Genomic DNA, 24386 nt, shown 5'->3' on the forward strand with positions numbered 1-24386 from the left:
CACAAGTATAAATCAGCGCCAATGCTGACGTTTTCTGCCAATGCCAGCATTTTGACATCAGCGGAATGCAAACGGCTCCGTATCGATGGCCGATGCATGAACCTTTGTCTCATACTTGTGCTCGGCAAATTTATCGGCAAGCCAGGCCGCCACTTTTGCTTTCATGATTTTCTCCGCGTTATGCCCTGGATCAATCAAGGTAATACCCGCCATAAGCGCGTCCTGGGCGGTATGGTAGTCGATATCTCCGGTAACAAGCACATCCGCCCCCCGGAACTGGGCATGCCTCCAGTAGCGCCCTCCCGAGCCGCCGACGACAGCCGCCTTCTTGATCTGCCGGTTCAAGTCCCCGACGACCCGTACGGCCGGAACATCCAGCTTCTCTTTCACCCGCTCGACAAATGCCCCCAGCGTGACAGGCTCGGCAACCCGGCCGACTCTCCCTAATCCAAGGCTCCGTCCTTTCAAGTCCATTGGATAAAGATCATAGGCCACTTCTTCATAAGGATGATTTTTGAGCATGGCCTGAATGACCTTATTCCTCACGCTGTCAGTGATAATCGTCTCGATGCGGACTTCCTCCGCCCGCTCCAGCTTGCCCTGCTCTCCCAGGTATGGATCAGTTCCCTCCCTAGGCAGGAACGTGCCGTATCCTTCGATATTGAAGCTGCAGTGGCTGTAGTTGCCGATCCACCCCGCCCCGGCATTCAGAATCGCATCCAGCACTTTCTGATGGTGGTTCTTCGGCACGAATACGACCAATTTGTACAGCTTGTCCGTATGAATATCTTCCAGCGGGGCCGTATTCTCAATACCCAGCGCCTCTGCCATCCAGTCATTCATTCCGCCTTCCGTTACATCTAGGTTCGTATGGCTGATGTAGACAGCGATGTCATTCTTGATCAGCTTCTCATAGACCTTCCCCATCGGCGAATCGGTTTGTAGACCCGCTAACGGCCTGTAAATAATCGCATGATGTGCGATGATTAAGTCCGCACCAAGCGCAATGGCCTCATCGACCACCTCTTCGTTTACATCCAAAGCGACGAGCACATTGCGGACTTCCTTTTGCAGCGTCCCAAGCTGCAGCCCGATTTTATCGCCCTCCATAGCGACATGCTTCGGAGCCAGCTGCTCCATATACTGGATTACGGTTTGACCTTTGGCAAACATGCCAGCACCTCCTTAAGCTGTTTGATCAATAAACTTAACTCCTGCTCCTTTTTCTGGGAGGCCGGAAGCTGGGAGCCCGCGACGGAACGCTGAATGTTCTCGAGTTTGGAAATTTCGGCATTCCATTTATTCAGGAACACATCGCCGACCTGCACGGTTAACCTCGGCCCCATCATCAATAACAATTCCTTCGTTAACACGGCTCCGCTCTTGTCACTCTCGTCCTGCCCTTGCTGCAGCAGCCTTTGCTTATACAGCTCTTCATTCAGTCCGGCTGCACCGGGAACGGCATCCGCCGTAATGATCTCGTATATTTTACCGTCTTCCGCCACAATCGTCTCATCTGTAACATACCAATCATGCTCCAGCAGCCAGCGCCTAACGAAATCCTCCCCAACATTTGGCTGTAAAATGAGCCGCTTAACACCTGCAAGCTTATCTACTCCCGCCTCTAATATGGAGCTGATTAAGGCGCCTCCCATACCCGCAATCGTAATCGCGTCCACTTCGCCGGGAGCAATCACCTCCAAACCGTCTCCCTTGCGGACGGATACCGATTGACTTAGTCCCGCTTCCGCTACCTGTCTTCTCGCAGCCTCCAGCGGCCCGTCATTGACCTCTCCGGCAACGGCAGATACCGCTGCACCGTGCTTTACTGCCCATACGGGCAGCAGCGCATGATCGGAGCCAATATCTGCAAAACGGCAGCCCGGAGGCAATCTGTCCGCGATATGCTGTAACCTTGATGATAATTTCATCCGAGTCATTACTCCCTCCATCCAACAAATATCCGCACCATTTTCATTTGCATTGGGCCAGGAAAAAAGCTAAAATAAAATCAGCAAGAAAAAATAGGAAAAAAGTAAAACTAATGTAAACCATATGCCGCTTTCCTGAAAAAAAAGACCTTTCTGCTGCTGCAGAAGGGTCAGGGTTGCACGACCTATTCCAAGAAATCCTTCAACCGTTTACTGCGGCTAGGATGGCGAAGCTTGCGCAATGCTTTCGCTTCGATTTGACGAATTCTTTCCCGTGTCACGCCAAATACTTTGCCGACTTCCTCCAGCGTTCTCGTCCGGCCGTCATCCAGGCCGAAGCGCAGGCGCAGGACGTTCTCTTCCCGTTCGGTCAATGTATCCAGCACATCCTCCAACTGCTCCTTCAGCAGCTCATAAGCCGCGGCATCCGCAGGAGCCAACGCCTCCTGATCCTCAATGAAGTCCCCCAGATGCGAATCATCTTCTTCGCCGATCGGCGTTTCCAGCGATACGGGTTCTTGTGCTATTTTCATGATCTCACGAACTTTTTCAACGCTAAGCTCCATCTCCGCTGCAATTTCTTCCGGCGTCGGTTCGCGCCCCAGCTCCTGCAGCAATTGACGAGAAACGCGGATTAGCTTATTGATCGTCTCAACCATATGCACCGGAATACGGATCGTACGGGCTTGGTCGGCGATGGCCCGCGTGATGGCCTGGCGAATCCACCATGTCGCATAGGTACTGAATTTAAAGCCCTTCTTGAAGTCGAACTTCTCCACCGCTTTAATCAAACCCATGTTTCCTTCTTGAATCAAATCCAGAAAGAGCATGCCGCGGCCTACATAACGTTTCGCAATGCTGACCACGAGTCTAAGGTTAGCTTCAGCCAAACGGCGCTTCGCTTCCTCATCGCCGTTCTCAATGCGTTTGGCCAGCTCGATTTCGTCATCGGCCGAGAGCAGAGGCACTCTGCCAATTTCCTTTAAATACATGCGTACCGGGTCGTTGATTTTGATGCCGGGAGGCAATGTCAAATCATCATCAAAGCTGAATTCGTCGCTGTCGCTGCGACCTTCATCATCGCCGCGATGGCCGAGCTCATCATCGCTGTCATTTACAACATCTATTCCCAAATCCCCTAAATGCTCAAAAAACTCGTCCATTTGCTCAGGATCCTGATCGAAAGGCGAAAGCTTCTCCATAATTTCTTTATATGTTAACGAAGATCTTTTCTTGCCTAGTTCCACCAGTTGATCTTTGACCTGGTCCAATGTCAGTTCTGTTTCAGATTCCGTATGCTGATCATTCGCCATACTTGACTCCCTCCTCCCTAGAAACATCCGCGAAAATTCATCCAGCTATTGTCTCTCTAGGGCTATAATCTCACTTGCAATTTGTGCCGCTCGCAGAAAATCCCCGGCACGCTCCGCCGAAACCATTTCTTCCTTCTTACGCTGAATTTGGGCCTGCAGCGGAACACGCTTAATTTCCCGGATGCAGTCGTCAAGCTCCTGAGTCGTCCATTCCTCCGGAGTATCCATCATCGCGATGGATGTGACGGCCTGCTCCAGCCGTTCATCCTGCAAAGATGAAATGAAACGGCTGACATCCGGCGCTTTCCCCCCTGCGTAATAGGCGTATAGATAAGCAGCAATCGCCGCATGATCATTGATGTTAAAACTATCTCCAAGACGATCGCCAACATAGCGGGCGACTTCCTCATCCTGAAGCATGAAGGATAACAATCTCCGTTCCGCGACATGATAAGCAGGCAGTAAAGTCGGCATAGATGCCTTGCCTTTTTTATGCCTAACATTATTCCACCTTTTGGCGTTATTATCCCCATGGGATGACCTTTTTTGCATGTCTTGACGGAATTGATTGCATTCCTGTTTCAAGCTATCAAATGAAACCTGCAGTTCGGCAGACAATTCCTTCAAATAAATCTCCCGCTCTGTCGGCGACGGCAGAGGCGCGATAACTTCCAGAGCATCTTTGATGTATGCGACCTTTCCATCTTCTTCTAGCAGTATATGGTTTTTTTTCAGATATATAAGCTTAAATTTAACCGCTGAAACAGCGCCATCCAAGACTTGCAATCTGAACCTCTCGGCCCCGTATTTACGAATGAACTCATCAGGGTCAAGTCCTTCACTGAGCAGTGAAATTTTAATTTGGAAGCCTGCGGCCTCCAGTATCGGGATACTCTTCAAGGCTGCGGCTTGTCCGGCATTGTCGCCGTCATAGCAGACGATGATTTCGTCCGCGAGTGTTCTCATGATGCTGGCATGGCTTTCGGTAAGCGCGGTCCCCATCGTAGCAACACCATTATGAACCCCGGCCTCCCATGCGCTAATGACGTCGCCGTATCCTTCGAATAATACGATCTGACGCGATTTGCGGATTTCCGTTTTGGCCTGATGAAGATTATAGAGCGTTCGGCTCTTGGTAAATAACCTGCTCTCCGGAGAATTTAAATATTTGGGCTGGCCTTCCCCAAGTATCCGCCCCGCAAAAGCGATCACTTTGCCGCTCCTGTTGTGCAGGGGAAAGATGATCCGGTCGCGAAAGCGGTCAACAAATCCTGATCCGTCTTGCTTGGACGATAATAAACCGCCTTTCTCCATGGCACTGAGATCAAACGAGCGCTTCTCCAGGAACTGGACAAGCGTATCCCAGCGTGCCGGGGCATAACCGATTTGGAATGTGTCGATGGCCTTATCGCTAAACCCCCTTGACTTCAAATAGTCCATGGCCGGTTTGCCATGCTCTGTATTGTTCAGTAGAAAATGATACAGCTTGGAAGACCATTCGTAGGCCTGCAGTAATTGTTCCATCTCCCGGCTTACAGGGGCGCTCCCTGCCCGGAAGGCACTATCCTGAAAGGGGATATGGGCCTCTTCCGCCATGATTTTGACAGCTTCGGGGAAGGATAATCCTTCGATTTCCATCCTAAATCTGATGGCATTTCCGCCTTTGCCGCAGCCATAGCAGTGGAACATTTGCCGTTCGGGCGTCACCGTAAATGACGGCGTCTTCTCCGAATGAAAAGGGCAAAGACCTTTCATATATTTGCCCTGTCTAGTTAGATGAACGTGCTTGCCTACCGTATCGACGATATCATGCTGCTGCAAGACCGCCTCGATGATCTCCTCCGGAATTCCTCGTCCGGTACTCATCCAAACCACCTTCATCTCTATATAACACGTAAATAGTAATTCGCTAAAATTGTACATTCTCCTGCATATCTCGCAAAACTTTTGACAACGCATCAATAAACTTCTTGCGGTCATCGTCCGTAAAAGGCTTAGGCCCTTTGAAATACCGTCCGCCGCGCCGAGCTTTGGCATGATGGTGACGACGTTCCAGCAAATAATCTATATTGCCGGGGTGATACTCCTCGCCTCTAGGCGACAAGATCCGGCACGATTTGGCTAAAGCCAAGGCAGCAAGTCCATAATCCTGCGTTATGACGATATCATCCTTGGCAATATGGTTGGCAATGTACAAATCCGCGCTTTGCTGGCTGCGGTCAACCTGAACAATGGTAACCCCCGAGACCTGCTTGATCACATGGTCATAGGAGGATACCATCAATACGCCAACTCCGAACTTTGCAGCTGTAGCAGCGATTTCAGCCTTGACGGGACAGGAGTCTCCGTCAACGACGATCCGTGTATTCATCAGACTCCCGTCCTTCAAAACCGTATTATGCTATTATGCCCAAACCAGCTTGCTGAAATCAGCAAACATGCTTAAATCCTCGTCAATTGCCTTAAGCAGAGCTAGTCGATTCGCACGAACCGTCTCGTCCTCAGCCATAACCATAACTTTGTCAAAGAATAAGGTAATGCTCTCCTTCAGGCCGGAGATCAGCTTCAGGGCCTGCGCTGCGTCCCGCTGCTCCAATGCCTCACGATATGCCGCAGTAACCGACTTCCAGGCTTCGTATAGCTGAGATTCTGCCGGATCGTTCAACAAATCCGAGCGAACCTTCTCTGCAGAAGCCTTGGCAGCCAGATTGCTTACTCTCCCGAACGACTCGACGGTCGTCTTGAAATCATCCTGTCCGCTCACCGCAGCCATCAGCGTCTCGCCTCTGGACACGATGGAAACGACATCATCGTAGCCTGCGGAAATGACGGCATCTACAACATCATAACGCACATGATCGGATAGAGTTTTCTTAATGCGCAGTCCGAAGAAATCGGTAAGATCCTTCAGAATCTCGTCCTTCGTCCGTTTCAGCTCATGGAAATGCTCATGCGTCTCAAGTGCGATATCGAACAGCACCGGGAGGGCAAGCGAGAGCTTGTGCTCCAGGATGATCTGCACGATACCGGCAGCCTGGCGGCGAAGGCCATACGGATCCTGCGATCCCGTTGGAACAATGCCGATGGAGAAGCAGCCTGCGATCGTATCGATTTTGTCGGCAATGCTCACAATCGAACCTACCTCGGACGCCGGTACCGCATCCCCGGCAAATCTCGGCTGGTAATGCTGGAAGATCGCTTTGGCTACAGCCTCGGGTTCTCCCGCTTTGCGCGCATAATCTTCGCCCATTACGCCCTGAAGCTCTGGGAACTCATAAACCATTTGGGTAACGAGATCGAATTTACAAATTTCCGCGGTCCGGTTAACCGCTTCGGTCGTCCCGGCATCCGCATTAAGCACGTCAGCCAGTTTCTCCGCATTCCGCCGGATCCGGCGCACCTTGTCGCCGACCGTTCCTAATTCTTCGTGGAAGACGATACTCTCCAGCTTGGACAAGGCGTCCTTGATCGCCAGCTTCTGATCCTCTTCATAGAAGAATTTGGCATCCGACAGCCGGGCGCGCAGCACCTTCTCGTTGCCTTTGGCAATGAGCTCCAGATGCTCGGCGTTGCCGTTGCGCACCGTTACAAAGTAAGGAAGAAGCTCTCCTTGATCGTTCAGCACCGGGAAATAGCGCTGATGTTCGCGCATCGAAGTGATCAGCACCTCTTGCGGAATATGCAGGAAGGATTCCTCGAACGTGCCGTACAACACTGTTGGCGTTTCTACCAGGAACAGCACCTCTTCCAGAAGGTCTTCCTTCACGGAAATATGCCAGCCCTTCTCCTCGGCCAAGCCGTTAATTTGCTGCACAATCATTTCCTGCCGCTCTTTCACATCGGCGATGACGTGCCCGCCGCGCAGAGCCTCCACATAATCCGCCGGCTGACCGATTACGATCTCGCCGCCCAGAAAACGATGTCCGCGCGTCACATTTCCGGACTTCACGCCGGTAATTTCAATATCGATAATCTCACTGCCGAGCAGGGCTACCATCCAGCGGATCGGCCGCACGAATTTAAAATCGTAGCTTCCCCAGCGCATATTCTTCGGAAAATTCATCGCATGGAGAATATTCAGCAGGCCTTCGGCCACGATCGAAGATGTCTCTACACCGTTACGGCTTTTGCTGATATAGATATATTCCGTGCCCCCGAGCTCCTTAAAGGTGAATTGCTCCGGGTCGGCGCCTTGGCTGCGGGCAAAACCAAGCGCAGCCTTGCTCCATTGCCCGTTCTCGTCCAGGGCGATTTTGCGCGAAGGGCCTTTCACCTCTTCGTGAACGTCTTCCTGCTTGTCCGCCACCTCTTTGACGAGTATGGCAAGACGGCGAGGCGTGGCGTAAACAGCAACTTCTCCATGCCGGATCAGCTGCTCGTCGAGCCATTTCACCGTCCGGTCCTTCAACTGCTCCATAGCACCGCGAATAAAGCGGGCCGGCATTTCCTCAAGCCCGATTTCAAATAGCAAATCTTTAGGCATGGATTTCGCCCCCTTTCTTCAGCATCGGGAATCCAAGCTTCTCCCGCTCCTCCAAATACGTCGCTGCCACCTGGCGGGCCAAATTCCGCACCCGCGTAATGTATCCGGTGCGCTCGGTCACGCTGATCGCGCCCCGTGCGTCAAGCAGGTTGAACGTATGCGAGCATTTCAAGACGTAATCATAAGCAGGAAATACAAGATGCTGCTCCATCGCTTTCGAAGCTTCCTGCTCGTACATATTAAATAAAGTAAACAGCATTTTCACGTCCGAGGTCTCGAACGTGTATTTGGAGTGCTCGAACTCCGGCTGATGGAATACATCGCCGTAAGTCGTACCGTCAACCCATTCCAGATCGAACACGTTCTCCTTCTCTTGGATGTAAGAAGCAAGCCGCTCCATACCGTACGTGATTTCAACGGAGACCGGGTTCGTCTCGATGCCGCCGACCTGCTGGAAATACGTAAACTGTGTAATCTCCATTCCGTCAAGCCATACCTCCCAGCCGAGTCCCCAGGCGCCAAGCCCCGGATGCTCCCAGTTATCCTCAACAAAACGGATGTCATGCTCAAGCGGGTTAATGCCAAGCCGCTTCAAGCTCTCCAGATAAATCTCTTGAATGTTATCAGGGGAAGGCTTCATGATGACCTGAAACTGGTGATGCTGGTACAGACGGTTCGGATTCTCCCCATAGCGTCCATCCGCCGGTCTGCGGGATGGCTCCACATATGCGACATTCCACGGCTCCGGACCGATCGAACGCAGAAATGTCATCGGGTTAAGCGTACCGGCTCCCTTCTCTACATCGTAAGGCTGCACCACGATACAATTCTGCTCCGCCCAGAACTGCTGCAGCGTTAGAATCATTTGCTGAAAATTCATGACCACAACTCCTTTACACTTGTTCGTGTTCAGCCGGCGTACAATGACGTGCAAAAAGCCCCCGTCACCTACGCCTGCTGTTCAGACGTAGGGACGAGAGCTGTTACTTCCCGCGGTTCCACCCTACTTGATTTGCATTATAGCAGCGCAGATTACAATGCCGCTTGCCGCTGATGCAAAATCCGCTTTTCACGATCATTTCCGTGCTCCAGGGCCGCCATTTTCATGAGTTTCTCCGGCTCGGGCTTCCACCATCCCCGACTCGCTAATCCGGTTTAAGAACACATTACTTTTCCCATTCAACGCACGGGTCTCTATTAAGAGAAATCTTTTTTATAATACATGAATCATGAACATAAAGTCAAATTTCATATTTGTCTAATTGGTCCAGGAAGTTTCTGGATTTAAGCTGCAATCCCAGCTGCATGTCGATGAACGCTCGCATCAGTTTTTTCAGTTCCGCCTTCGTCGCGTCCTTCACCTCGACATTGCCTAGCCGGCGAAGGTCCATTCGCTCAAATAGCGACAGCAGTTTGAATGTGCCGGGAGCAACCGTCATGGCCGCCGGATCATGATGCCTGCAGCTTCGGCACAGTCTTCCCCCGAGACGCGGACTGATGAAATACGAGTCATCCTGCCGCCCGCAGGACAGGCACTCTGCAAAAACGGGCCCGTATCCAGCCGCCTGTAATATTTTCATCTCAAATAAACGAAGAACGATCTCCGGGTCCTTGCCTGCCGACAATCCGTCCAAGCACGCCTTGAGCTGATTGAACCAGAAGCTGCCGACTTCTTCGTCCTGCAGCGTCCGGTCCAGAAGCTCGCAGGCATAAGATGCATAAGCCGCTAAATACAGATCTTCACGTAAAGAAAAGTGAGATTCGAGAATCTCACCTTGATTCAGCGTTCCAAGGCCTTCCTTCTGCCTGTAGAACGTATATTCACCATAAGTAAACGGCTGGGTCAGAGCAGCATGTCGACTCTTGACCTTCTTAGCCCCGCGGGCGAGCACCCCGATCTTGCCATGCGTTGCCGTGCACAGCGTAATGATTTTGTTCCCCTCGCCATAATCCATGCTGCGGATGACGATACCTTCCACCCTGTATAGCATGTCTCTCCCCCAAGCGTGATGTTACAGCGGAGCGGCGTCTGCATCCTGCTCCACAGCTTCCAGCTCTGCCGCAGCTGCGGCCTCCTCTTCACAATTGCTGCAAGCTTCCTTGTACAGCATGTAAGCATCGACATCTCCAGTCATCGCAAAATACTTCCACGAAAAATCTCGCAATCGTATTCACCCTTTCTTCGGAAATGAAGCTGCGTCTATGAAGAATAGGATGGCCCAGCTAGCTAAGAGTATGTGATGAAATTACTGCCATTCGTTAAGCGTCCCGGTGAAAACCGAGATCCTTCAAAATCCGCTCCTGGTTGCGCCAGTCTTTTTTGACTTTGACCCATAACTCAAGAAAGATCTTCGAGCCGAGCAGGTTCTGGATATCCTGTCTGGCCAGTTTTCCGACTTCCTTAAGCAGCGCTCCTTGCTTGCCAATAATAATCCCTTTCTGGGAATCGCGCTCGACGAAAATGACAGCGGAAATATAGACGACCCCATTGTCCTCAACGCGCATATCCTCAATCGTCACGGCAATAGAGTGCGGCACTTCCTCACGGGTTAAATGCAGGATCTTCTCGCGGATCAATTCAGCGCAGACAAACTGCTCCGGATGGTCCGTAATTTGATCCTCGGGATAATATTGGGGCCCCTCCGGCAAATACTTGCCGATTTGCTCCAGCAGCGTAGTGACGTTGTTGCCAAGCATGGCGGAGATCGGCACGATCTCCGCAAAGTCATATAGCTCCCGGTATTGCTCGATCAGCGGCAGCAGCTGCTCCGGTTCGATCCGGTCGATCTTGTTCATGACCAGGATCACGGGAGTGTTTACATCCTTTAATCGTTCGATAATGAACCGGTCGCCTCCGCCCAATCCTTCCGAGGCGTCGACAAGGAACAACACAGCTTCTACTTCCCCTAACGTATTCAAAGCAGTCGTGTTCATGAAATCCCCAAGCTTGGATTGGCGTTTATGGATGCCCGGGGTATCCAGAAAGACAATTTGCATGTCTTCCGTCGTATATACACCATGGATTTTGTTCCGCGTCGTTTGCGGTTTATCGGACATAATTGCGATTTTTTGCCCGATAATGTGGTTCATCAGCGTCGACTTGCCGACATTCGGCCTGCCGACGATCGCCACAAATCCGGATTTGAATGTTGTTTTTGCCATTTCGTCTAGTCCTTTCTGTCTTCCGTAACGATGCTAAGATTTCTGCAAATCTGCAGGACCAAAGGCATATGGCAGCAGCTCCGCCACGGTCGTCTCTCTGACATCGCCTTTCATGTTGCCGAGAATTACCGGCATATCCGGGCTGCACAGCTCCAGTATGACCTGGCGGCATACGCCGCACGGCGCGATGGGGTCATCTGTCTCGCCGATGACGGCCAGCGCCCGGAAACTGCCTGGAGCAAGGCCGTCGGCTACGGCGCGGAACAGCGCGGTTCGCTCGGCGCAGTTCGTTGGCCCGTATGCCGCGTTCTCGATGTTGCATCCATAGTGGACATGCCCGTTCGCATCCAGTAGTGCGGCGCCGACGGCAAAGCCGGAATACGGCGTATAGGCAGCAGCCCGCGCTTTAATCGCTTCTAACAGCAAACTCGTGTTATCCATTGTCGTCATCTCCTCAGGCAATATAGTGGTAAGCCTTGCTCATTCCCTGTCTGTGGAATAGTTACTGTTGAAAATAAGCCATCACCGGCTCATAAAACAACAAACAGCCTACGCATACCGCAATAATTGCCGCAACAAGCACGGCACCTGCCGCCGTATCTTTTGCCGTCTTCGCAAGCGGATGCCAGTCGGGCGAAACAAGATCCACGACGGCCTCCAGCGCCGTATTCACCAGCTCTGCCGCGATGACGAGGCCAATGACGATCAGAAGCAGGGCGACGTCACGTCCCGGGAGGCGAAAATACGCTGCGGCCAGCAGAACAGCGACCGCGGCCAGCAAATGTATTTTCATGTTCCGCTCAGATTTCAGCGCTGTTACGATTCCTTCCGCCGCATAGCGGAATGTGTCGCTCCATTTGGATGCAGGCTTCATTAACGGGTTAGCCCCACCTGGGCCAGAACGGCTTCCTGCTTGCCCATCATCTCCGCCTCGCTCGCCTCATCCTGATGATCATAGCCAAGCAGGTGAAGAAATCCATGTACGAACAAAAATCCGATTTCCCGATTGAGGGAATGGCCGTACTCTTCACTCTGGGCCTTCGCCGTCTCCACGGAAATAATAATATCCCCGAGCATGTCGCCAAAGCCTTCCAGCTCTTCGCCTTCTTCAAGCTCATAGACGATCTCCTGCTCCTCTTCCACGGATTCGTTCATGGCAAAAGAGAGTACGTCCGTTGGCCGATCGATTCCGCGATACTCGCGATTGAGCGTATGAATTTCTTCGTCGGTTACGAACGTCAGGGCAACCTCGCCGTCAGTTACGCCTTCGGCTTCTCCGGCTTTTTGCAGCAGTGTATGCAATAGCTCTATTAAATCTTCCCCAATTTCGATGATTTCTTGCTCATTACTGTATTCGAGCTGTAATGCCATAGCTTACTTGCCCTCCCGTCTTTGCTTCATTAGTTCGCTTTCTTGATTTCTTCCGGATATTCGATCCGTGAGTGGAAAATGCCCATCACGGTTTCTTTCAGTGTCTGTGCAATGACATCCAGCTCTCGCATCGTCAGGTCGCACTCATTAAATTGATGATCGTCAAGACGGCTCTTAATAATCTTCTCGATCATTGTCTCCACCTGCTCCACGGTAGGCTTGCGCAGAGACCGCACCGCCGCCTCCACGCTGTCAGCGATACCCACGATCGCCGCTTCCTTCGATTGGGCTTTCGGCCCCGGATAGCGGAAATCCTCTTCTGTGAAGTCAGGCTCTACGCCCTGCTCTTCAGCCAATTTAAGCGCCTTATGATAGAAATAATGCAGAAAGGTCGTCCCGTGATGCTGCTCTGCAATATCCCGAATCGGCTTCGGCAGCTTGTAATCCTTCTGCATCTCGACCCCGTCGCGAGCATGGGCAATAATAATCGACTTGCTCAGCTTAGGATCGATAAAATCATGCGGATTCTCCATATTGTTCTGGTTCTCTATAAAATAGCTCGGACGCTTGGTCTTGCCGATATCGTGGTAATAAGATCCAACTCGGCACAACAGTCCATTGGCTCCGATCGCTTCTGCAGCCGCCTCCGACAAATTGCCGACCATCACGCTATGATGGTATGTGCCCGGCGTCTCCGTCAGCAGCTTGCGCAGCAGCGGATGATTCGGATTGGACAGCTCGACAAGCTTCAGCGCCGACAGGATGCCGAAAGTGACCTCGAAGAACGGCATAAGGCCGATTACGAGGATCGTCGTCAACAATCCGCCCGCCACGGCAAAACCGATCGCATACAGCGTGCTGGATTCCGTCCAGCCGTTGTTGTTGACCAAAATCAGCGTAAATACCGCCAGGGAGCCAAACAGCGTAATCATGATCCCCGCCTTCAGCAGGGTCGAGCGCTGGCTGGCCCGGTGAATAGCGAAAATAGCTGCAAAAGAAATGACGACTGCGAAAAATCCGAACTGAAAATCAAAAATCTGCCCTTTGTGCACATTAAGAATAACGCTGGCCAATATACTGAACAATATAGAACATATATATGCCAAAGACATGTCAAGCAACAGCGTAATCAGCATGGCCCCTACCGCGACTGGCGCAATATAGCCGATATAAGGCCGCTGTTCATTTTGTACGATGTTGACCACATGCATCGACAGGATCGTTATCAAAATGATCAGCAGCAGCATAACAAACTGCGAATTGTTGTATTTGAAGCGGCTAACGCCTTCCGACTGGCGGATATACATAATCAGGCCCAGTGCCAATAGCGAAGACAGAATGATCAGGCCAAATTGCGGCCAGTAATTCACCTCATCCTTGAGCAGTCCGTTCTTTTCCAGCAAGGAGTACATTTCCGGGGTGATTTTCTCCCCTTTCTGCACCAATACATCACCCTGCTTGATGAACACGGTCGGCGTCTTCTCACGCGCTTCTACCTTCGCCGCTTTGGTCGCTTCCTCGTCGTAGAACTTGTTGGCCGTAATCGCCAGCCGGGCCAGTTCCTGAACAACTTCCCGCGACACACGCTTGCTCAGCGAACTCGTGCTCACCTGCTCTGCAACCTTGGCGCGCGCCGTCTGAGCGTCCACGATTTGGTCCGTAGTCAGCCGGGCGACGATATCAGCCGCCACAGGCTTCATTTCATTAATATCCTCCGGCGTCAGCCTCGGTATTTTGATAAAAGTCTCCTCAGCAATATGATAAGCCTGCTCGCTGATCTGCTCATTTACCTCTTCGAACAGCTTCTCCGAATAGTTCGGTGAATTTCGGTTGTTCCGGATAAAATTCTGGATATGATCCTGCGCCCTTTGCGGGAGCTCCTCGCGGTAAATTTTGATTTTGTCCTCGGTCGACACCTGATCATCCTGATTCAGACGGAAAATCCGGTCAAGCATTTGTCCGACGAGCACCTCATTGCGCAGCGGTAGGATCGTGTAGACTTGTCCTACTTTCTCAGCCGCTTCTTCCTGAGCCTTTAACGTCGCTTTGGTATCCGGAATGTCCATCGGCGCCAGAATTTCCTTGTCGCTCGGCAGCCCGACGGCAATATCATAGGTTTCCGGCAGCAGCTTAGGTGCAAGACTGGCATAGAACATAATAATAAGCAGCGCAAACAGAACATAGCGTACAGATACGCTATGTTTCCATCCGGCTGTTCGGGATTGCAGCGTTTTACCTTTTTGCATTTCGTTTGAGGTCATAGTGCAGCCCTCCTGAAAAATTTAGAGCCCGGCAACCTTGTATTTAAGCAAATTAACCCTGATTTTCAGCGGCACGGTCATAAGCAACGATAATTTTCTGTACAAGCGAGTGGCGCACAACATCGGATTCCGCAAAATAGACGAACCCGATTTCTTCAATTTGCTGAAGAATATTCTTCGCTTCGATCAATCCGGACTTTTTGCCTTTCGGCAAATCGATTTGCGTCACGTCGCCCGTAATCACCATCTTCGAGCCGAAGCCGAGGCGCGTCAGGAACATCTTCATCTGCTCTGGCGTCGTATTCTGAGCTTCATCCAAAATGATGAAAGAATCGTCAAGCGTCCGGCCGCGCATATATGCAAGCGGCGCAATTTCGATGAGGCCGCGCTCCAAAGCTTTGGCCGTCTGCTCCGGTCCCATCACATCATATAATGCATCGTACAGAGGACGTAAATAAGGATCTACCTTCTCCTGCAAATCGCCAGGCAGGAAACCAAGGTTCTCTCCGGCTTCTACAGCAGGCCGGGTGAGGATGATCCGTTTCACTGTACCTTCCTTAAGCGCAGTGATCGCGAGGACGACGGCCAGATAGGTTTTGCCCGTACCTGCTGGACCGATCCCAAATACGATGTCGCGCTTCTTGATCGTCGTTACGTAATGCTTCTGTCCGATCGTTTTGACCCGGATCGGCTTGCCTCGGTAGGTTAGCGCTATTTCCCCCTTATACAGATCAAGCAATTGATCGGCCCGAAGATCCTTTGCCAAATCGATGGCATAAAGCACATCACGCTCTGTCAAAATATATCCGTTGCGGATCAGCTCCAGCAAAACCTCGAACAACTGCTGGGCAATTTCCACCTGACGGGCTTCGCCACGAATCGATATTTCTGATTCCCGCAAAACGATCCCTGCATTCAGACTGCTCTCGACGAGCTTCAGGAACGAATCCTGCGGACCGAATAGCGACAATCCCTCAGAGGCACTTTGTAATGTAATTTTGGTATGCGAAATTTGTTCTGACAAATAGACTCATTCTCCTTGATCGTATACTATCGGAAGATCTTCCGCTATATCCTGCTCTACTTCAAAAAGCACTTTCATATAAACTTTACCATTGTCTGTCTTCTCATGCAAAATTTTTTGACTGACAATTTTCGATTCGACGCCCTGTTTCGCATAAATGTCGCGTAAAGCTCTGTCGATTCCGTCTTGTTTCGCTTGCTCCGGTGAAAGCTTCATTTGGATTTCCGTCGTCTCCAGCAGCCTCTCGCTCATCCAGCCGACCGGCAGCTTCCAGCTTCTCCAGGTCAGCGGATCAAGCTCGCTCAAGGTTTGGAACTCGGCAAAGCCAGGCCTGCCGTATCCGGTGATCTGGACAGCGGTCTTTCCGAAGAACAGATAGCCTCGCTCCTTTTTTTCTCCCGTATAGACATTCTGCTTCCGCACTAGCGGCACCTCGATGTTATATTCATGCCAGACGATCCCCTTGATCTCTCCCTTGGCTACGACAAATTCATTCCCCTGTATGCCGGCAATTAGCACTTGTCCTTTTCTGACCCGGTCATGCTTCTTCACCTGGGGTTGTCCCCGTTCAGAATAAATCTGCGTGATCACGGCATCGGAGCTGCTGACGAGATGGCTGGGGCTTCGAAGCTCCTGTTCCTTGGGGCGCGTAGCTTCGACGACCTGGATTGTGATGCGCGTCCCGCTGCGGGATACGCCTACCCAGGAGGATCCGGCCAATTTGCGGGTAAGCTCTGCGGATAACTTGTCCTGTTTTTGCAGGCGGAATATCCATTGAAAAGGATAGATCCCTTCTTCGCGTGCAGCACGCAGCACGTCTTCGGTTGATATATTCTCATTGCCCTGCACTTCAATATCCCACACAAGCGACGAGAGGGCAAATATAATCGCAATGAACAGGGCAAACCCCGCGATAAAAATTTTGCGTCGCCACAGCCTGGCGAGCAGAAAGGGCACGCCGCTGCGCCGTTTCACGGACATCCTGCAGCCTGTCCGCTTCAGCAGTGGACGGAGGGAGAAATAATCGCTTAGCTGAACATTCATCTCCATCTTCCGCTCCGGTAAGGAACGCACATCCCATATCTCTATGCCTTCCTTGGCCAGTTCATTAATGAGCTTCTCGAGATTCCCGCCGCGCACAACGATCCTCACACTGCCGCGCAACCGGGATAAGACAGATGATTTCACGCGATTCACTCCTCCACTCCATGATATTTAATGCCGGAAATCCGGCCCTCAATAATAACTTCCTCAGGCATGATTGCCTTGATCACAAGCTCCGCTCCCTCGACCCTCAGCACCCCTTGCTTCAATTCGAGATGAAGCTCCTCTGGTGAGAAGTGAACCACCCCTTTGTGATTCTCCACCAGCAGCTGCTTGTTGCCGATCATGGTGAGCCTCGGTAAATCGAATACGAGATCCCCCGGCAAGTCGAGCGCTTCGACCGCCCATTTGCGGATTTTCCGTGATAGCTGGCTCATATGAGGCAACCCTCCTTCCTCTACCCTACAAAATATGCGCCAGAAGCAGAATTTATGAGACCCAGGGCAAAAAGGAGGGCAAGGGGAGATTGGAGCGGATCTTGATATTATTTTCAAGGTGAAATAAACGGGTATGGTTGCTGCTTGCTGCCGTCAGATATGAGTACAACGAGGGTTGTGGGCTGCAGGATGATGCGTGAAGTTGCGTGAAGTGTAATTTGTGGTCGATCCGTCGAGCCATAGCCTCATCCACCCACGGCTATTTATGCAGCAGATTACTGCTCTCTTAGAGCGGTGCGGTGCGAAAAAGAATTGTAAGGTGAAGTATGTGAAGTATGTGAAGTGAGTGATGTGCGTCTAGTGCGTGTAGTGCGTGTAGTGTGTGTGGTGTGTGTGGTGTGTGTGGTGTGTGTGGTGTGTGTGGTGTGTGTGGTGTGTGTGGTGTGTGTGGTGTGTGTGGTGTGTGTGGTGTGTGTGGTGTGTGTGGTGTGTGTGGTGTGTGTGGTGTGTGTGGTGTGTGTGGTGTGTGTGGTGTGTGTGGTGTGTGGTGCGTGTAATGTGTGTAGTTGTGAAGTGAGCGATATAGTTGGCGAAGGCCCGAATGCCAAAAAATCCCGAAATCACTTTCCTCACGGTCCCTTTATTGAACTGGAGTCTTTCTTTCCAATAAATTAAACTACAGATTTATGACTGTCCTAGATGTTCAGGACACAAGATTATGACTAGATTGACTCTAGCTAGATGGCAAGGATCAGGTAACTGATAAGACTACTAGATGTATTTCATGCAGTTAGTTTATCGGTTTTGGCCATGTTAGAGGGAACTAACTGCAAAACCTACATTTAGTTTCAAGCTATTTCGGCGAATTCGCTCCATTCAAGCAAACTAACTGCATGTTTTGCATTTAGCGCATAGTTTTTTTGATAAGAGAGCTTAACTAGTTGTATAAAATACATTTAGTTTTAAATGATCAATGAATGGTTGCTTGAGCTTGGGTACAAGTTACTTGCCCAGTGAACTTTGGAGAAACCATAACCTCATCTGAAAGGATAAGCAAGTCCTGTCGTTTGTGCAATAAGCTTGGCTTCCTTCAAGAAACCGGATCGTAACAGGTCCTAACCAAACATGACAATTGCATCATTCGCCTCTATGCCTCTATTTTTAGCCTTTAAAATATAAGGCCCTTGATTTAATGCCGAACCCTCCACCACACAAAAAACACCTTCTACAATCGTAGAAGGTGTTCATTTGCGTATGTTATTGCAAAAGCTGCTGAACCGCTTGATTCACGAGCTTCCCGTCCGCCCGGCCTTTGACCTTGGGCATTAGAGCGCTCATGACTTTCCCGATATCCGCCTTCGAAGAAGCACCGGTTTCCTGGATGGTCTGCTGTACAATGACTTTAATTTCTTCTTCTGTAAGCTGTTCAGGAAGGTATACGGCAATAATCTCAGCTTCAGCTTTGACATTTGCAGCAAGATCATCGCGACCTGCTTTTTCAAATTCTTGGAGGGCATCTTTGCGCTGTTTGATTTCACGACTTAGGATATCAAGCACTTCATTATCGTTCAAAGGTCTTTTCAGATCTATTTCAAGATTCTTGATCGTAGCACGAACCATTCGAATGGTGGAGAGTTTGAACTTGTCTTGACTCTTCATCGCTTGCTTCATATCTTCGTTCAATCGCTCGCTAAGATTCATGGTAGCTAATTCCTCCTAAAACTTTCTCTTACGAGCAGCCTCGGACTTTTTCTTGCGCTTTACGCTTGGCTTTTCATAATGCTTGCGTTTCTTCACCTCAGCCAATACGCCATCTTTTGCGATGGAACGCTTAAAGCGACGAAGTGCAGCATCAATTGTCTCGTTTTTGCGAACTTTAGTTTCAGACACCAGTTTTCCCTCCCTCCGACCAGACCGTCCAAGAGCATAACACGGTTCATCATTCTTCATTATAGGGGAAAAATAAATCGGGTGTCAACCAAACACCTAGTTTTTATCTTTCATTTTCACCATTAAATTTTTAAATGGCGTGTGAATCGGAACTTTGTACCAAAGCGCCTAGCTTTGCTCCGCCTATCAAATGATAGTGAATGTGGTAGACGGCCTGTCCGCTGTCCGGGCCGCAGTTGTTAATCAGGCGATACCCTGTCTCGGCAACGCCAAGCTTCTTCGCGGCTTCTTGGGCTACCCGGTGGAGTTCCCCGATCATCGCATAGTCCTCAGGCCCCACGTCGTTCATCGTCGCAATGTGCTTCTTTGGAATAATTAGAACATGCGTCGGAGCGGCCGGCTGAATATCATGGAATACGAGAAAAGTATCGTCTTCGTACACTTTGTTTGAAGGAATTGATCCATTTGCGATTTTACAAAACAAACAGTTTTCCATTTCCAAGCCTCCTACAAAATATATATGTACCATCATACCTAAAATTAGCAAAAAAAAGAAGCACCCTGCTTCCTCGAAGACGAGTTCGCTGGTCGCACGGACGTATTGGACCCAAATTAAAATAATCTCTGTCACCAATACGTCCGGCGGGGTGCTTGCAAAATGATGTCGGCTAACTGTAGTATAACAGCCGGGTGAAGCTGTATCTGTGATATGCATCACGGTCGCAAAAAATATCGGCCTATTTATAACCTCGAGGATTTCGGGCGTATCGCCTGAGGCGCCCTTGATCACAGCCCTTACAATCTCTCGAGCATCACCCGTGAGCCCTCCCCGCCGCTTTCCGCCGGGATGACGATCAGCTTACGGGCTAATCTTGCCCGAAGCTCAGCCACGTGGCTTATAATCCCAACGGATAAATGATCGTGATGGAGATGCTCCAGTGAGGTAATTACCGTATCCAGCAGCTCAGGGTCCAGCGTGCCGAAGCCTTCGTCCAGGAAAAAGAACTGCAGCGGGTATTGGCCGCGAAGCTGAATCTGCGCCGATAAAGCCAGGGCGAGCGCCAAAGAAGTGAGGAACGTCTCCCCGCCGGAAAGAGTAGCTACCGGACGCTTCACTCCGCCGTTCGCATCGTCGCAAATGACAAAACCTCCGCCGGAATCACATTCCAGCGCATATCTCTGATTCGTCAGGAACCTCAGCCTCTGCGATGCCGCTTGGCTGACGTTCATCAACTGCTCCTCCGCTACGTATTCCACAAACGCATTTCCGCGCAGAGAGGATTGCAGCTTGGCCAGCAGACCCGCTTCATGCTCCCGCTTCAGGCGGATTTTCTCGAGCTCCTGCCAGCGGACATGCCGATGTCCGAGGTCCTCCAGATCACGCTGCGACCTCGCCTTCAACTGCAAAGCGGCCTCATCCTGCTCCTTCGCATGCCGCAGTGCTTCGCAGCATTCCTGCCACTCCGCCTCAGTCACCATCCGGCCTTCCAGCTTAACCTCGAGCTCTTTGAGGCTAATCAACAGCTCGCGTTCAGCATCCCGGTGGGATTGGATTTGCTCCTCCATGGAGCTCATCTGCTCCTTATCCATAATAGCTTCTGCAACTTGCTGCTCGCTATCAAACGGGGAAACCATAAGCTCAGCCTGCCACTGCTCCAGCAGCCTCGCTTCCTGCTGCCGGGCATCCGTGGCTGCCTGCTGCGCGAGTACATCCGCCTGGCTGCAGCGCTGGCGCTCCGTCTCGGCTTCCGCCTGGCGGCGTTTGCCCGCCTCGGCCTGCGCCCGCAGCCAGTCGATTCGCTGGCGGGTGCTCTGCAGCAGCTCATCTGCCGATTCCTCGCCGATCCATGCCGTCAGACGCGTCTTTTTGTCACGAAGCAACTCCTGTTTGCCCTGCTCCTGAAGCTCCCATTGCAGCAGCGACTTGTCAAGCTCGCCGATGTCTTTTTGCAGCTGGGTAATATTCGCAGTTTTCTCTTCAATAAAAGGAATGCTTAGAGACAGCCGCTGCTTGATATCGTCCGCAGCCTGATCCCGCTCATGAAGCTGCTCCATGCGGATGACCGCCTCCTCCGGTGACAAGCCCGGATGCTCCAGCTCCCATTCCTTCATGAGCCTAGCCAGCGCTTCGCGGCACTCGCGGCTATTCCCCTGGGACTGTTCAGCCAGTTGAGATATTGAAGCCGCCTCCGCTGCCGCGGAAGCCCGCTTCGTCTGAATTTCAGCCAGCTTATGAGTCAAGGTCTTGACGCCGCGTTCCAAAGCTGCGAATTCCTCGCGCCATTCGGCCTGTCCGCTCTTCAATTCCTCATATCGCTGTTCTAGTACAGCTATCGTCTGCGCTTTCCCGGACAGATCATCCTCGAATTCGCCGGCAAAATCAGAGCCATCAGCATGCAGTAAGGGTACCGGAAAGGCTGCGGCTTGAGACGCGGCTGCTTCACGGTGTGCAATCGCAGCAGACGAATCCTCTTCGAGAACTGCCTCCAGCGTGCTGGCCAAGCTGCCCAAAGCATCGGAATCCCTCGATGCCGCATAGCGTAAATCGCGGGCTTGTACCAGCAACGCGCCAGCCTGCTCCAGCTCCGACTCGCTGCTCAGCGAGCCCTGCTCCTCCAGCTCAGGAGCAGCCGGCGACGGATGCTCTGTCGAACCGCATACCGGGCATGGACAGCCTTGGCTTAAGGCTTCGGCCAAGCGCAATGACCATTGGTGCTCGTCCCGCTCTTTCGCGGTACGCTTCAAAGCCGCTTCATAGCGCTCGATCCGCTCGGCCAGCCCGGCAGCCTCGGCAGCAAGCCCCGCCAGACTCGACCCGGCTTCCCAAGCCTTCTCCGACAGAGCCAAACGCTCACGTACCAATCCGGCTTCCTCCTGAGCCAGAGCCTCCAAGCGGGCGCTGGCTTCCCTCGCCTTCGCAAGCTGCTTGTTCTCCTCCGCCTCCGCCTTACTCAACGCTTCGCGGGCACTGTAGATCCCCTGCTGCCGGGATATCGCGTCCTGCAGGCTGCGCCGCTCGGAGGCTTTCACCTCGTTGCTCTTGAGCTGCTCCTCCAGCTCATGTTTGCGCTGCTGCGCTTTGACCAGCAGCTGCTCCTGCTTAAGCAGCTCTTCGCCGAGCTGCCGGTGCTGGGCGCTTGCCTGCTCATGCTGGGCCGCAAGGCCCCTCGCCTCCGCAAGCAGCTGCTCGCACTCCGCCTGCAGCACCTTCGCCTGCTCGAGCTGGTCCAGCCGCAGCAGCAGCGCCGGCTCCTCGCGCCCGAGCTCGGCCGCAGCCGCCTCTGCGGCCTCCGTCGCGGCGCGGGCGCTGCTCGCCGTGGCCTCCGCCGCCTCGCGAGCCTCGGCAGCTGCGGCGGTACGCGCAGCGGCGAGCTGCTGCGCTTCTTGCCAGGCCGCAAGCGCCGGCCTGATCCGCTCGGCAGCAGTCGCGGCCGCGAGCCGCGCTTCCAGCTCCGCGACCGCGCCGTCACGCTCGCGCAGGGCGGCAAGCTGCGCGGTACGCGCGCTGCGCTCAAGGCTCAGCTCGCGCACCTTCGAGAGCTGGTCGCTGCGCTGCTGCGCGTGATCGAGCTCGCGCCGGCGTGTCTCCGCCAGCGCCGCAGCCGCTTTGAGCGCAGCCTCGGCCTCGTGCAGCGCTGCTTCCGATGCGTCGCCGAGCCCCTGCTGCTCCGCAGCGAGCTCTTTGAGCGCTTGATCGTTCTCTTTGACCTTACGGCTCAATTTCTGGCCCAGCAGGTCGCCGTATTTCTCCAGATGGAACAGGCGCTGCAGCATCGCTCTGCGCTCCGCCCCCTTCAAGGAGAGAAATTCAGCGAACTTGCCCTGGGGAAGAACGACTGCACGGGTGAAGTCATCCATTTTGAGGCCGATTTTCTCTTCGACGCAGCGCGTGACCTCGGCCAGCTTATCCGCCACGACCTTCTCGCCCTCGGGAGATATTTCAATGAAGCGGCTAACCGTGTTGCTGACGGAAATATCACCTTGGCGCTTGAAGCGGCGCTCGACCCGGTAGCGCTCCTCGCCTTTTGCCGACATCAGCTCGAAGGTGAAAGCGACGAACAGCGAATCCTCTGAATGGTTCATAATCCCCTGTGTTCCCCCGGAAGCTCGGCCGACTTTGCCATACATCGCCAGCGTGATGGCATCGAGAATCGTAGATTTGCCGCTGCCGGTCGGACCGAAAATGCCAAACAGCCCGGTGTCGCATAGCGCCGTGAAATCAATTTCCTGCATGCCCCGGTAGCTCTGCAGGCCTGATAGCTTCAGCGAGATCGGCTTCATACTTCCTCCTCCTCTTCGATGCCGGCGGCTTCATCTTCAGCCACCAGCGACATAAACAGCTCCACCAATTCCTCTTCCGGCTCCGCTCCGCCGCTTTGCCGCTGATAAAATTTGCGGAACAGCTCGTGAACCGGCATTTGTGCGCGTGAGGCGGCCGCCATTTCCTCGGCCCGCCCCGGATACACTGGGCGGATATGTACAATTCCCTCATGGGCCTTGCGCAGCGTCTGGATATCGCTCATCGACATCGCTTCGGTCAGGCTGATCTCAAGGTCGATGAAGGCGTTGTGATCCCGCCCCTCATCAAGCCAGCGATGAGCCTCTTCCAGGCCGCCGCGGCATGTCCAGCGCACCAGCGGGCGGCCGCTGCTGAGAAACAGTTCTTCCATTCTAGGAATCTCGCCAGGAGCCGTATCCAGCAGCATCACCGATTTCGCTTGCCCAGCCTCCGAGAAGCTGTAGGCTAGCGGAGAGCCGCTGTACCGGATCAGCCCGCTGCCCTTGACGAGCTGGGGGCGGTGCAAATGCCCCAGCGCCGTATACTGTGCTCCGACATCCAGAGCCGATGGGTCCACCGTGTAAGCGCCGCCGACCTGGATGGGCCGCTCGGAGTCCGATTCTACTCCGCCCAGCACATAGATATGGCTCATGGCCAGATTCACAGTGTCAGGCCGAAATTCCTGCGCCAGCTGCCGCATTAGCTTGCTGACCTTTGCGCTGTAGGCCGAGCGCAGCTCCCGTTCGTCCCCGTCCTCGGCCAGCAATTCGGATAATCTCGCTTCCGAGGGGTAAGGCAGGGCCGCGATGACCGCCCGTTCTTTCGTACGCGGCACGTCCACGATCACGCTTCGGGAACTGGGCAGACCCACCAGCGTAATGCCGCGCTGTGCGACAAGCGGAGAAACGGCGGAAATGCGCTCGGGCTGGTCATGATTCCCGGCGATAACGACAAGCTGGCAGCCGTTGTCATTCAGACGGGCCGCGGCATCGTAGAACAATCCCTCGGCAGCCGCAGGCGGGTTGACGCTATCGTATACGTCACCGGCCATTAATATCATATCGACCTGCTGATCGCGGGTAAGCTGGATAAGCTCATCCATAAACATCTCCTGTTCCCTAAAACGGCTTCTCCCCTCCAGCGTCCGTCCCAGATGCCAATCTCCCGTATGCAAAATACGCATTTCCTGTT

At 52.7% G+C, this 24386-nt stretch carries 22 protein-coding genes; all 22 read right to left on the minus strand.

Going from position 1 to position 24386, the window contains the following annotated elements; translation table 11 throughout:
• Positions 1-57: 57 nt before the first annotated feature.
• A complete protein-coding gene (locus MKX50_RS16840) occupies positions 58-1173 on the minus strand; it encodes a Nif3-like dinuclear metal center hexameric protein (protein ID WP_213590209.1) in 1116 nt (371 codons plus the stop codon).
• Entirely contained in the window at positions 1149-1931 is a 783-nt protein-coding gene (locus tag MKX50_RS16845; RefSeq protein WP_213590201.1) for a class I SAM-dependent methyltransferase, read from the minus strand. Before MKX50_RS16845 ends, MKX50_RS16840 begins: the two co-directional genes overlap by 25 nt.
• Positions 1932-2116: 185 nt before the next feature.
• A complete protein-coding gene (rpoD, locus tag MKX50_RS16850) occupies positions 2117-3244 on the minus strand; it encodes an RNA polymerase sigma factor RpoD (protein ID WP_213590199.1) in 1128 nt (375 codons plus the stop codon).
• Between the two features lie 45 nt (positions 3245-3289).
• On the minus strand, positions 3290-5110 hold the full coding sequence (gene dnaG, locus MKX50_RS16855; protein ID WP_213590197.1) for a DNA primase: 1821 nt from the start codon (positions 5108-5110) through the stop codon (positions 3290-3292).
• 43 nt (positions 5111-5153) lie between these two features.
• A complete protein-coding gene (locus tag MKX50_RS16860) occupies positions 5154-5615 on the minus strand; it encodes a YaiI/YqxD family protein (RefSeq protein WP_155610428.1) in 462 nt (153 codons plus the stop codon).
• A 33-nt stretch (positions 5616-5648) separates the two neighbouring features.
• Positions 5649-7727, minus strand: a complete 2079-nt coding sequence (gene glyS, locus MKX50_RS16865; protein ID WP_213590195.1) for a glycine--tRNA ligase subunit beta — start codon at positions 7725-7727, stop codon at positions 5649-5651.
• A complete protein-coding gene (gene glyQ / locus MKX50_RS16870) occupies positions 7720-8607 on the minus strand; it encodes a glycine--tRNA ligase subunit alpha (protein WP_339157396.1) in 888 nt (295 codons plus the stop codon). Before glyQ ends, glyS begins: the two co-directional genes overlap by 8 nt.
• 361 nt (positions 8608-8968) lie before the next feature.
• Positions 8969-9718, minus strand: coding sequence for a DNA repair protein RecO (gene recO, locus MKX50_RS16875; RefSeq protein ID WP_213590191.1), 750 nt, complete (start codon positions 9716-9718; stop codon positions 8969-8971).
• A 21-nt stretch (positions 9719-9739) separates the two neighbouring features.
• On the minus strand, positions 9740-9892 hold the full coding sequence (locus MKX50_RS16880) for a YqzL family protein (protein ID WP_155610432.1): 153 nt from the start codon (positions 9890-9892) through the stop codon (positions 9740-9742).
• Between the two features lie 94 nt (positions 9893-9986).
• Positions 9987-10889: a GTPase Era gene (gene era, locus MKX50_RS16885; RefSeq protein ID WP_213590189.1), complete on the minus strand. Its 903-nt coding sequence runs from the start codon at positions 10887-10889 to the stop codon at positions 9987-9989.
• A 33-nt stretch (positions 10890-10922) separates the two neighbouring features.
• Complete coding sequence (locus MKX50_RS16890; protein ID WP_213590187.1) at positions 10923-11330, minus strand: cytidine deaminase; 408 nt, start codon at positions 11328-11330, stop codon at positions 10923-10925.
• 61 nt (positions 11331-11391) lie between these two features.
• Positions 11392-11763 (minus strand): diacylglycerol kinase family protein, encoded by a 372-nt coding sequence (locus tag MKX50_RS16895; protein WP_213590185.1) that lies wholly within the window; start codon positions 11761-11763, stop codon positions 11392-11394.
• On the minus strand, positions 11763-12260 hold the full coding sequence (gene ybeY, locus MKX50_RS16900; RefSeq protein WP_213590183.1) for an rRNA maturation RNase YbeY: 498 nt from the start codon (positions 12258-12260) through the stop codon (positions 11763-11765). Before ybeY ends, MKX50_RS16895 begins: the two co-directional genes overlap by 1 nt.
• 29 nt (positions 12261-12289) lie before the next feature.
• Positions 12290-14521: an HDIG domain-containing metalloprotein gene (locus MKX50_RS16905; RefSeq protein ID WP_213590168.1), complete on the minus strand. Its 2232-nt coding sequence runs from the start codon at positions 14519-14521 to the stop codon at positions 12290-12292.
• A gap of 52 nt (positions 14522-14573) precedes the next feature.
• Positions 14574-15545, minus strand: coding sequence for a PhoH family protein (locus MKX50_RS16910; RefSeq protein ID WP_213590166.1), 972 nt, complete (start codon positions 15543-15545; stop codon positions 14574-14576).
• A gap of 6 nt (positions 15546-15551) precedes the next feature.
• Positions 15552-16733, minus strand: a complete 1182-nt coding sequence (gene yqfD / locus MKX50_RS16915; RefSeq protein ID WP_213590163.1) for a sporulation protein YqfD — start codon at positions 16731-16733, stop codon at positions 15552-15554.
• A 5-nt stretch (positions 16734-16738) separates the two neighbouring features.
• Complete coding sequence (gene yqfC, locus MKX50_RS16920) at positions 16739-17026, minus strand: sporulation protein YqfC (protein WP_155610439.1); 288 nt, start codon at positions 17024-17026, stop codon at positions 16739-16741.
• A gap of 1257 nt (positions 17027-18283) precedes the next feature.
• The gene (locus MKX50_RS16925) at positions 18284-18727 is read right to left on the minus strand and encodes a GatB/YqeY domain-containing protein (protein WP_055107420.1); all 444 of its coding nucleotides are present in this window, start codon (positions 18725-18727) and stop codon (positions 18284-18286) included.
• Positions 18728-18742: 15 nt separating this feature from the next.
• Positions 18743-18916, minus strand: a complete 174-nt coding sequence (rpsU, locus tag MKX50_RS16930) for a 30S ribosomal protein S21 (protein WP_005547957.1) — start codon at positions 18914-18916, stop codon at positions 18743-18745.
• A 130-nt stretch (positions 18917-19046) separates the two neighbouring features.
• Positions 19047-19412, minus strand: a complete 366-nt coding sequence (locus MKX50_RS16935) for a histidine triad nucleotide-binding protein (protein WP_155610441.1) — start codon at positions 19410-19412, stop codon at positions 19047-19049.
• Positions 19413-19711: 299 nt separating this feature from the next.
• Positions 19712-23197 (minus strand): AAA family ATPase, encoded by a 3486-nt coding sequence (locus MKX50_RS16940; RefSeq protein ID WP_339157397.1) that lies wholly within the window; start codon positions 23195-23197, stop codon positions 19712-19714.
• A complete protein-coding gene (locus MKX50_RS16945; protein WP_213590159.1) occupies positions 23194-24378 on the minus strand; it encodes an exonuclease SbcCD subunit D in 1185 nt (394 codons plus the stop codon). Before MKX50_RS16945 ends, MKX50_RS16940 begins: the two co-directional genes overlap by 4 nt.
• Between the last annotated feature and the right edge of the window lie 8 nt (positions 24379-24386).

This window comes from Paenibacillus sp. FSL W8-0186 (genome assembly GCF_037969765.1).
In the GTDB taxonomy this organism is placed as follows: domain Bacteria; phylum Bacillota; class Bacilli; order Paenibacillales; family Paenibacillaceae; genus Fontibacillus; species Fontibacillus woosongensis.

What these genes read in the sequence shown, in the direction of transcription:
- MKX50_RS16840 (WP_213590209.1), bottom strand. Translation starts at nt 1,173, where the DNA reads ATGTTTGCCAAAGGTCAAACCGTAATCCAGTATATGGAGCAGCTGGCT.
- MKX50_RS16845 (WP_213590201.1), bottom strand. Translation starts at nt 1,931, where the DNA reads ATGAAATTATCATCAAGGTTACAGCATATCGCGGACAGATTGCCTCCG.
- rpoD (WP_213590199.1), bottom strand. Translation starts at nt 3,244, where the DNA reads ATGGCGAATGATCAGCATACGGAATCTGAAACAGAACTGACATTGGAC.
- dnaG (WP_213590197.1), bottom strand. Translation starts at nt 5,110, where the DNA reads ATGAGTACCGGACGAGGAATTCCGGAGGAGATCATCGAGGCGGTCTTG.
- MKX50_RS16860 (WP_155610428.1), bottom strand. Translation starts at nt 5,615, where the DNA reads ATGAATACACGGATCGTCGTTGACGGAGACTCCTGTCCCGTCAAGGCT.
- glyS (WP_213590195.1), bottom strand. Translation starts at nt 7,727, where the DNA reads ATGCCTAAAGATTTGCTATTTGAAATCGGGCTTGAGGAAATGCCGGCC.
- glyQ (WP_339157396.1), bottom strand. Translation starts at nt 8,607, where the DNA reads ATGAATTTTCAGCAAATGATTCTAACGCTGCAGCAGTTCTGGGCGGAG.
- recO (WP_213590191.1), bottom strand. Translation starts at nt 9,718, where the DNA reads ATGCTATACAGGGTGGAAGGTATCGTCATCCGCAGCATGGATTATGGC.
- era (WP_213590189.1), bottom strand. Translation starts at nt 10,889, where the DNA reads ATGGCAAAAACAACATTCAAATCCGGATTTGTGGCGATCGTCGGCAGG.
- MKX50_RS16890 (WP_213590187.1), bottom strand. Translation starts at nt 11,330, where the DNA reads ATGGATAACACGAGTTTGCTGTTAGAAGCGATTAAAGCGCGGGCTGCT.
- MKX50_RS16895 (WP_213590185.1), bottom strand. Translation starts at nt 11,763, where the DNA reads ATGAAGCCTGCATCCAAATGGAGCGACACATTCCGCTATGCGGCGGAA.
- ybeY (WP_213590183.1), bottom strand. Translation starts at nt 12,260, where the DNA reads ATGGCATTACAGCTCGAATACAGTAATGAGCAAGAAATCATCGAAATT.
- MKX50_RS16905 (WP_213590168.1), bottom strand. Translation starts at nt 14,521, where the DNA reads ATGACCTCAAACGAAATGCAAAAAGGTAAAACGCTGCAATCCCGAACA.
- yqfC (WP_155610439.1), bottom strand. Translation starts at nt 17,026, where the DNA reads ATGAGCCAGCTATCACGGAAAATCCGCAAATGGGCGGTCGAAGCGCTC.
- MKX50_RS16925 (WP_055107420.1), bottom strand. Translation starts at nt 18,727, where the DNA reads ATGAATCTTAGCGAGCGATTGAACGAAGATATGAAGCAAGCGATGAAG.
- MKX50_RS16935 (WP_155610441.1), bottom strand. Translation starts at nt 19,412, where the DNA reads ATGGAAAACTGTTTGTTTTGTAAAATCGCAAATGGATCAATTCCTTCA.
- MKX50_RS16940 (WP_339157397.1), bottom strand. Translation starts at nt 23,197, where the DNA reads ATGAAGCCGATCTCGCTGAAGCTATCAGGCCTGCAGAGCTACCGGGGC.
- MKX50_RS16945 (WP_213590159.1), bottom strand. Translation starts at nt 24,378, where the DNA reads ATGCGTATTTTGCATACGGGAGATTGGCATCTGGGACGGACGCTGGAG.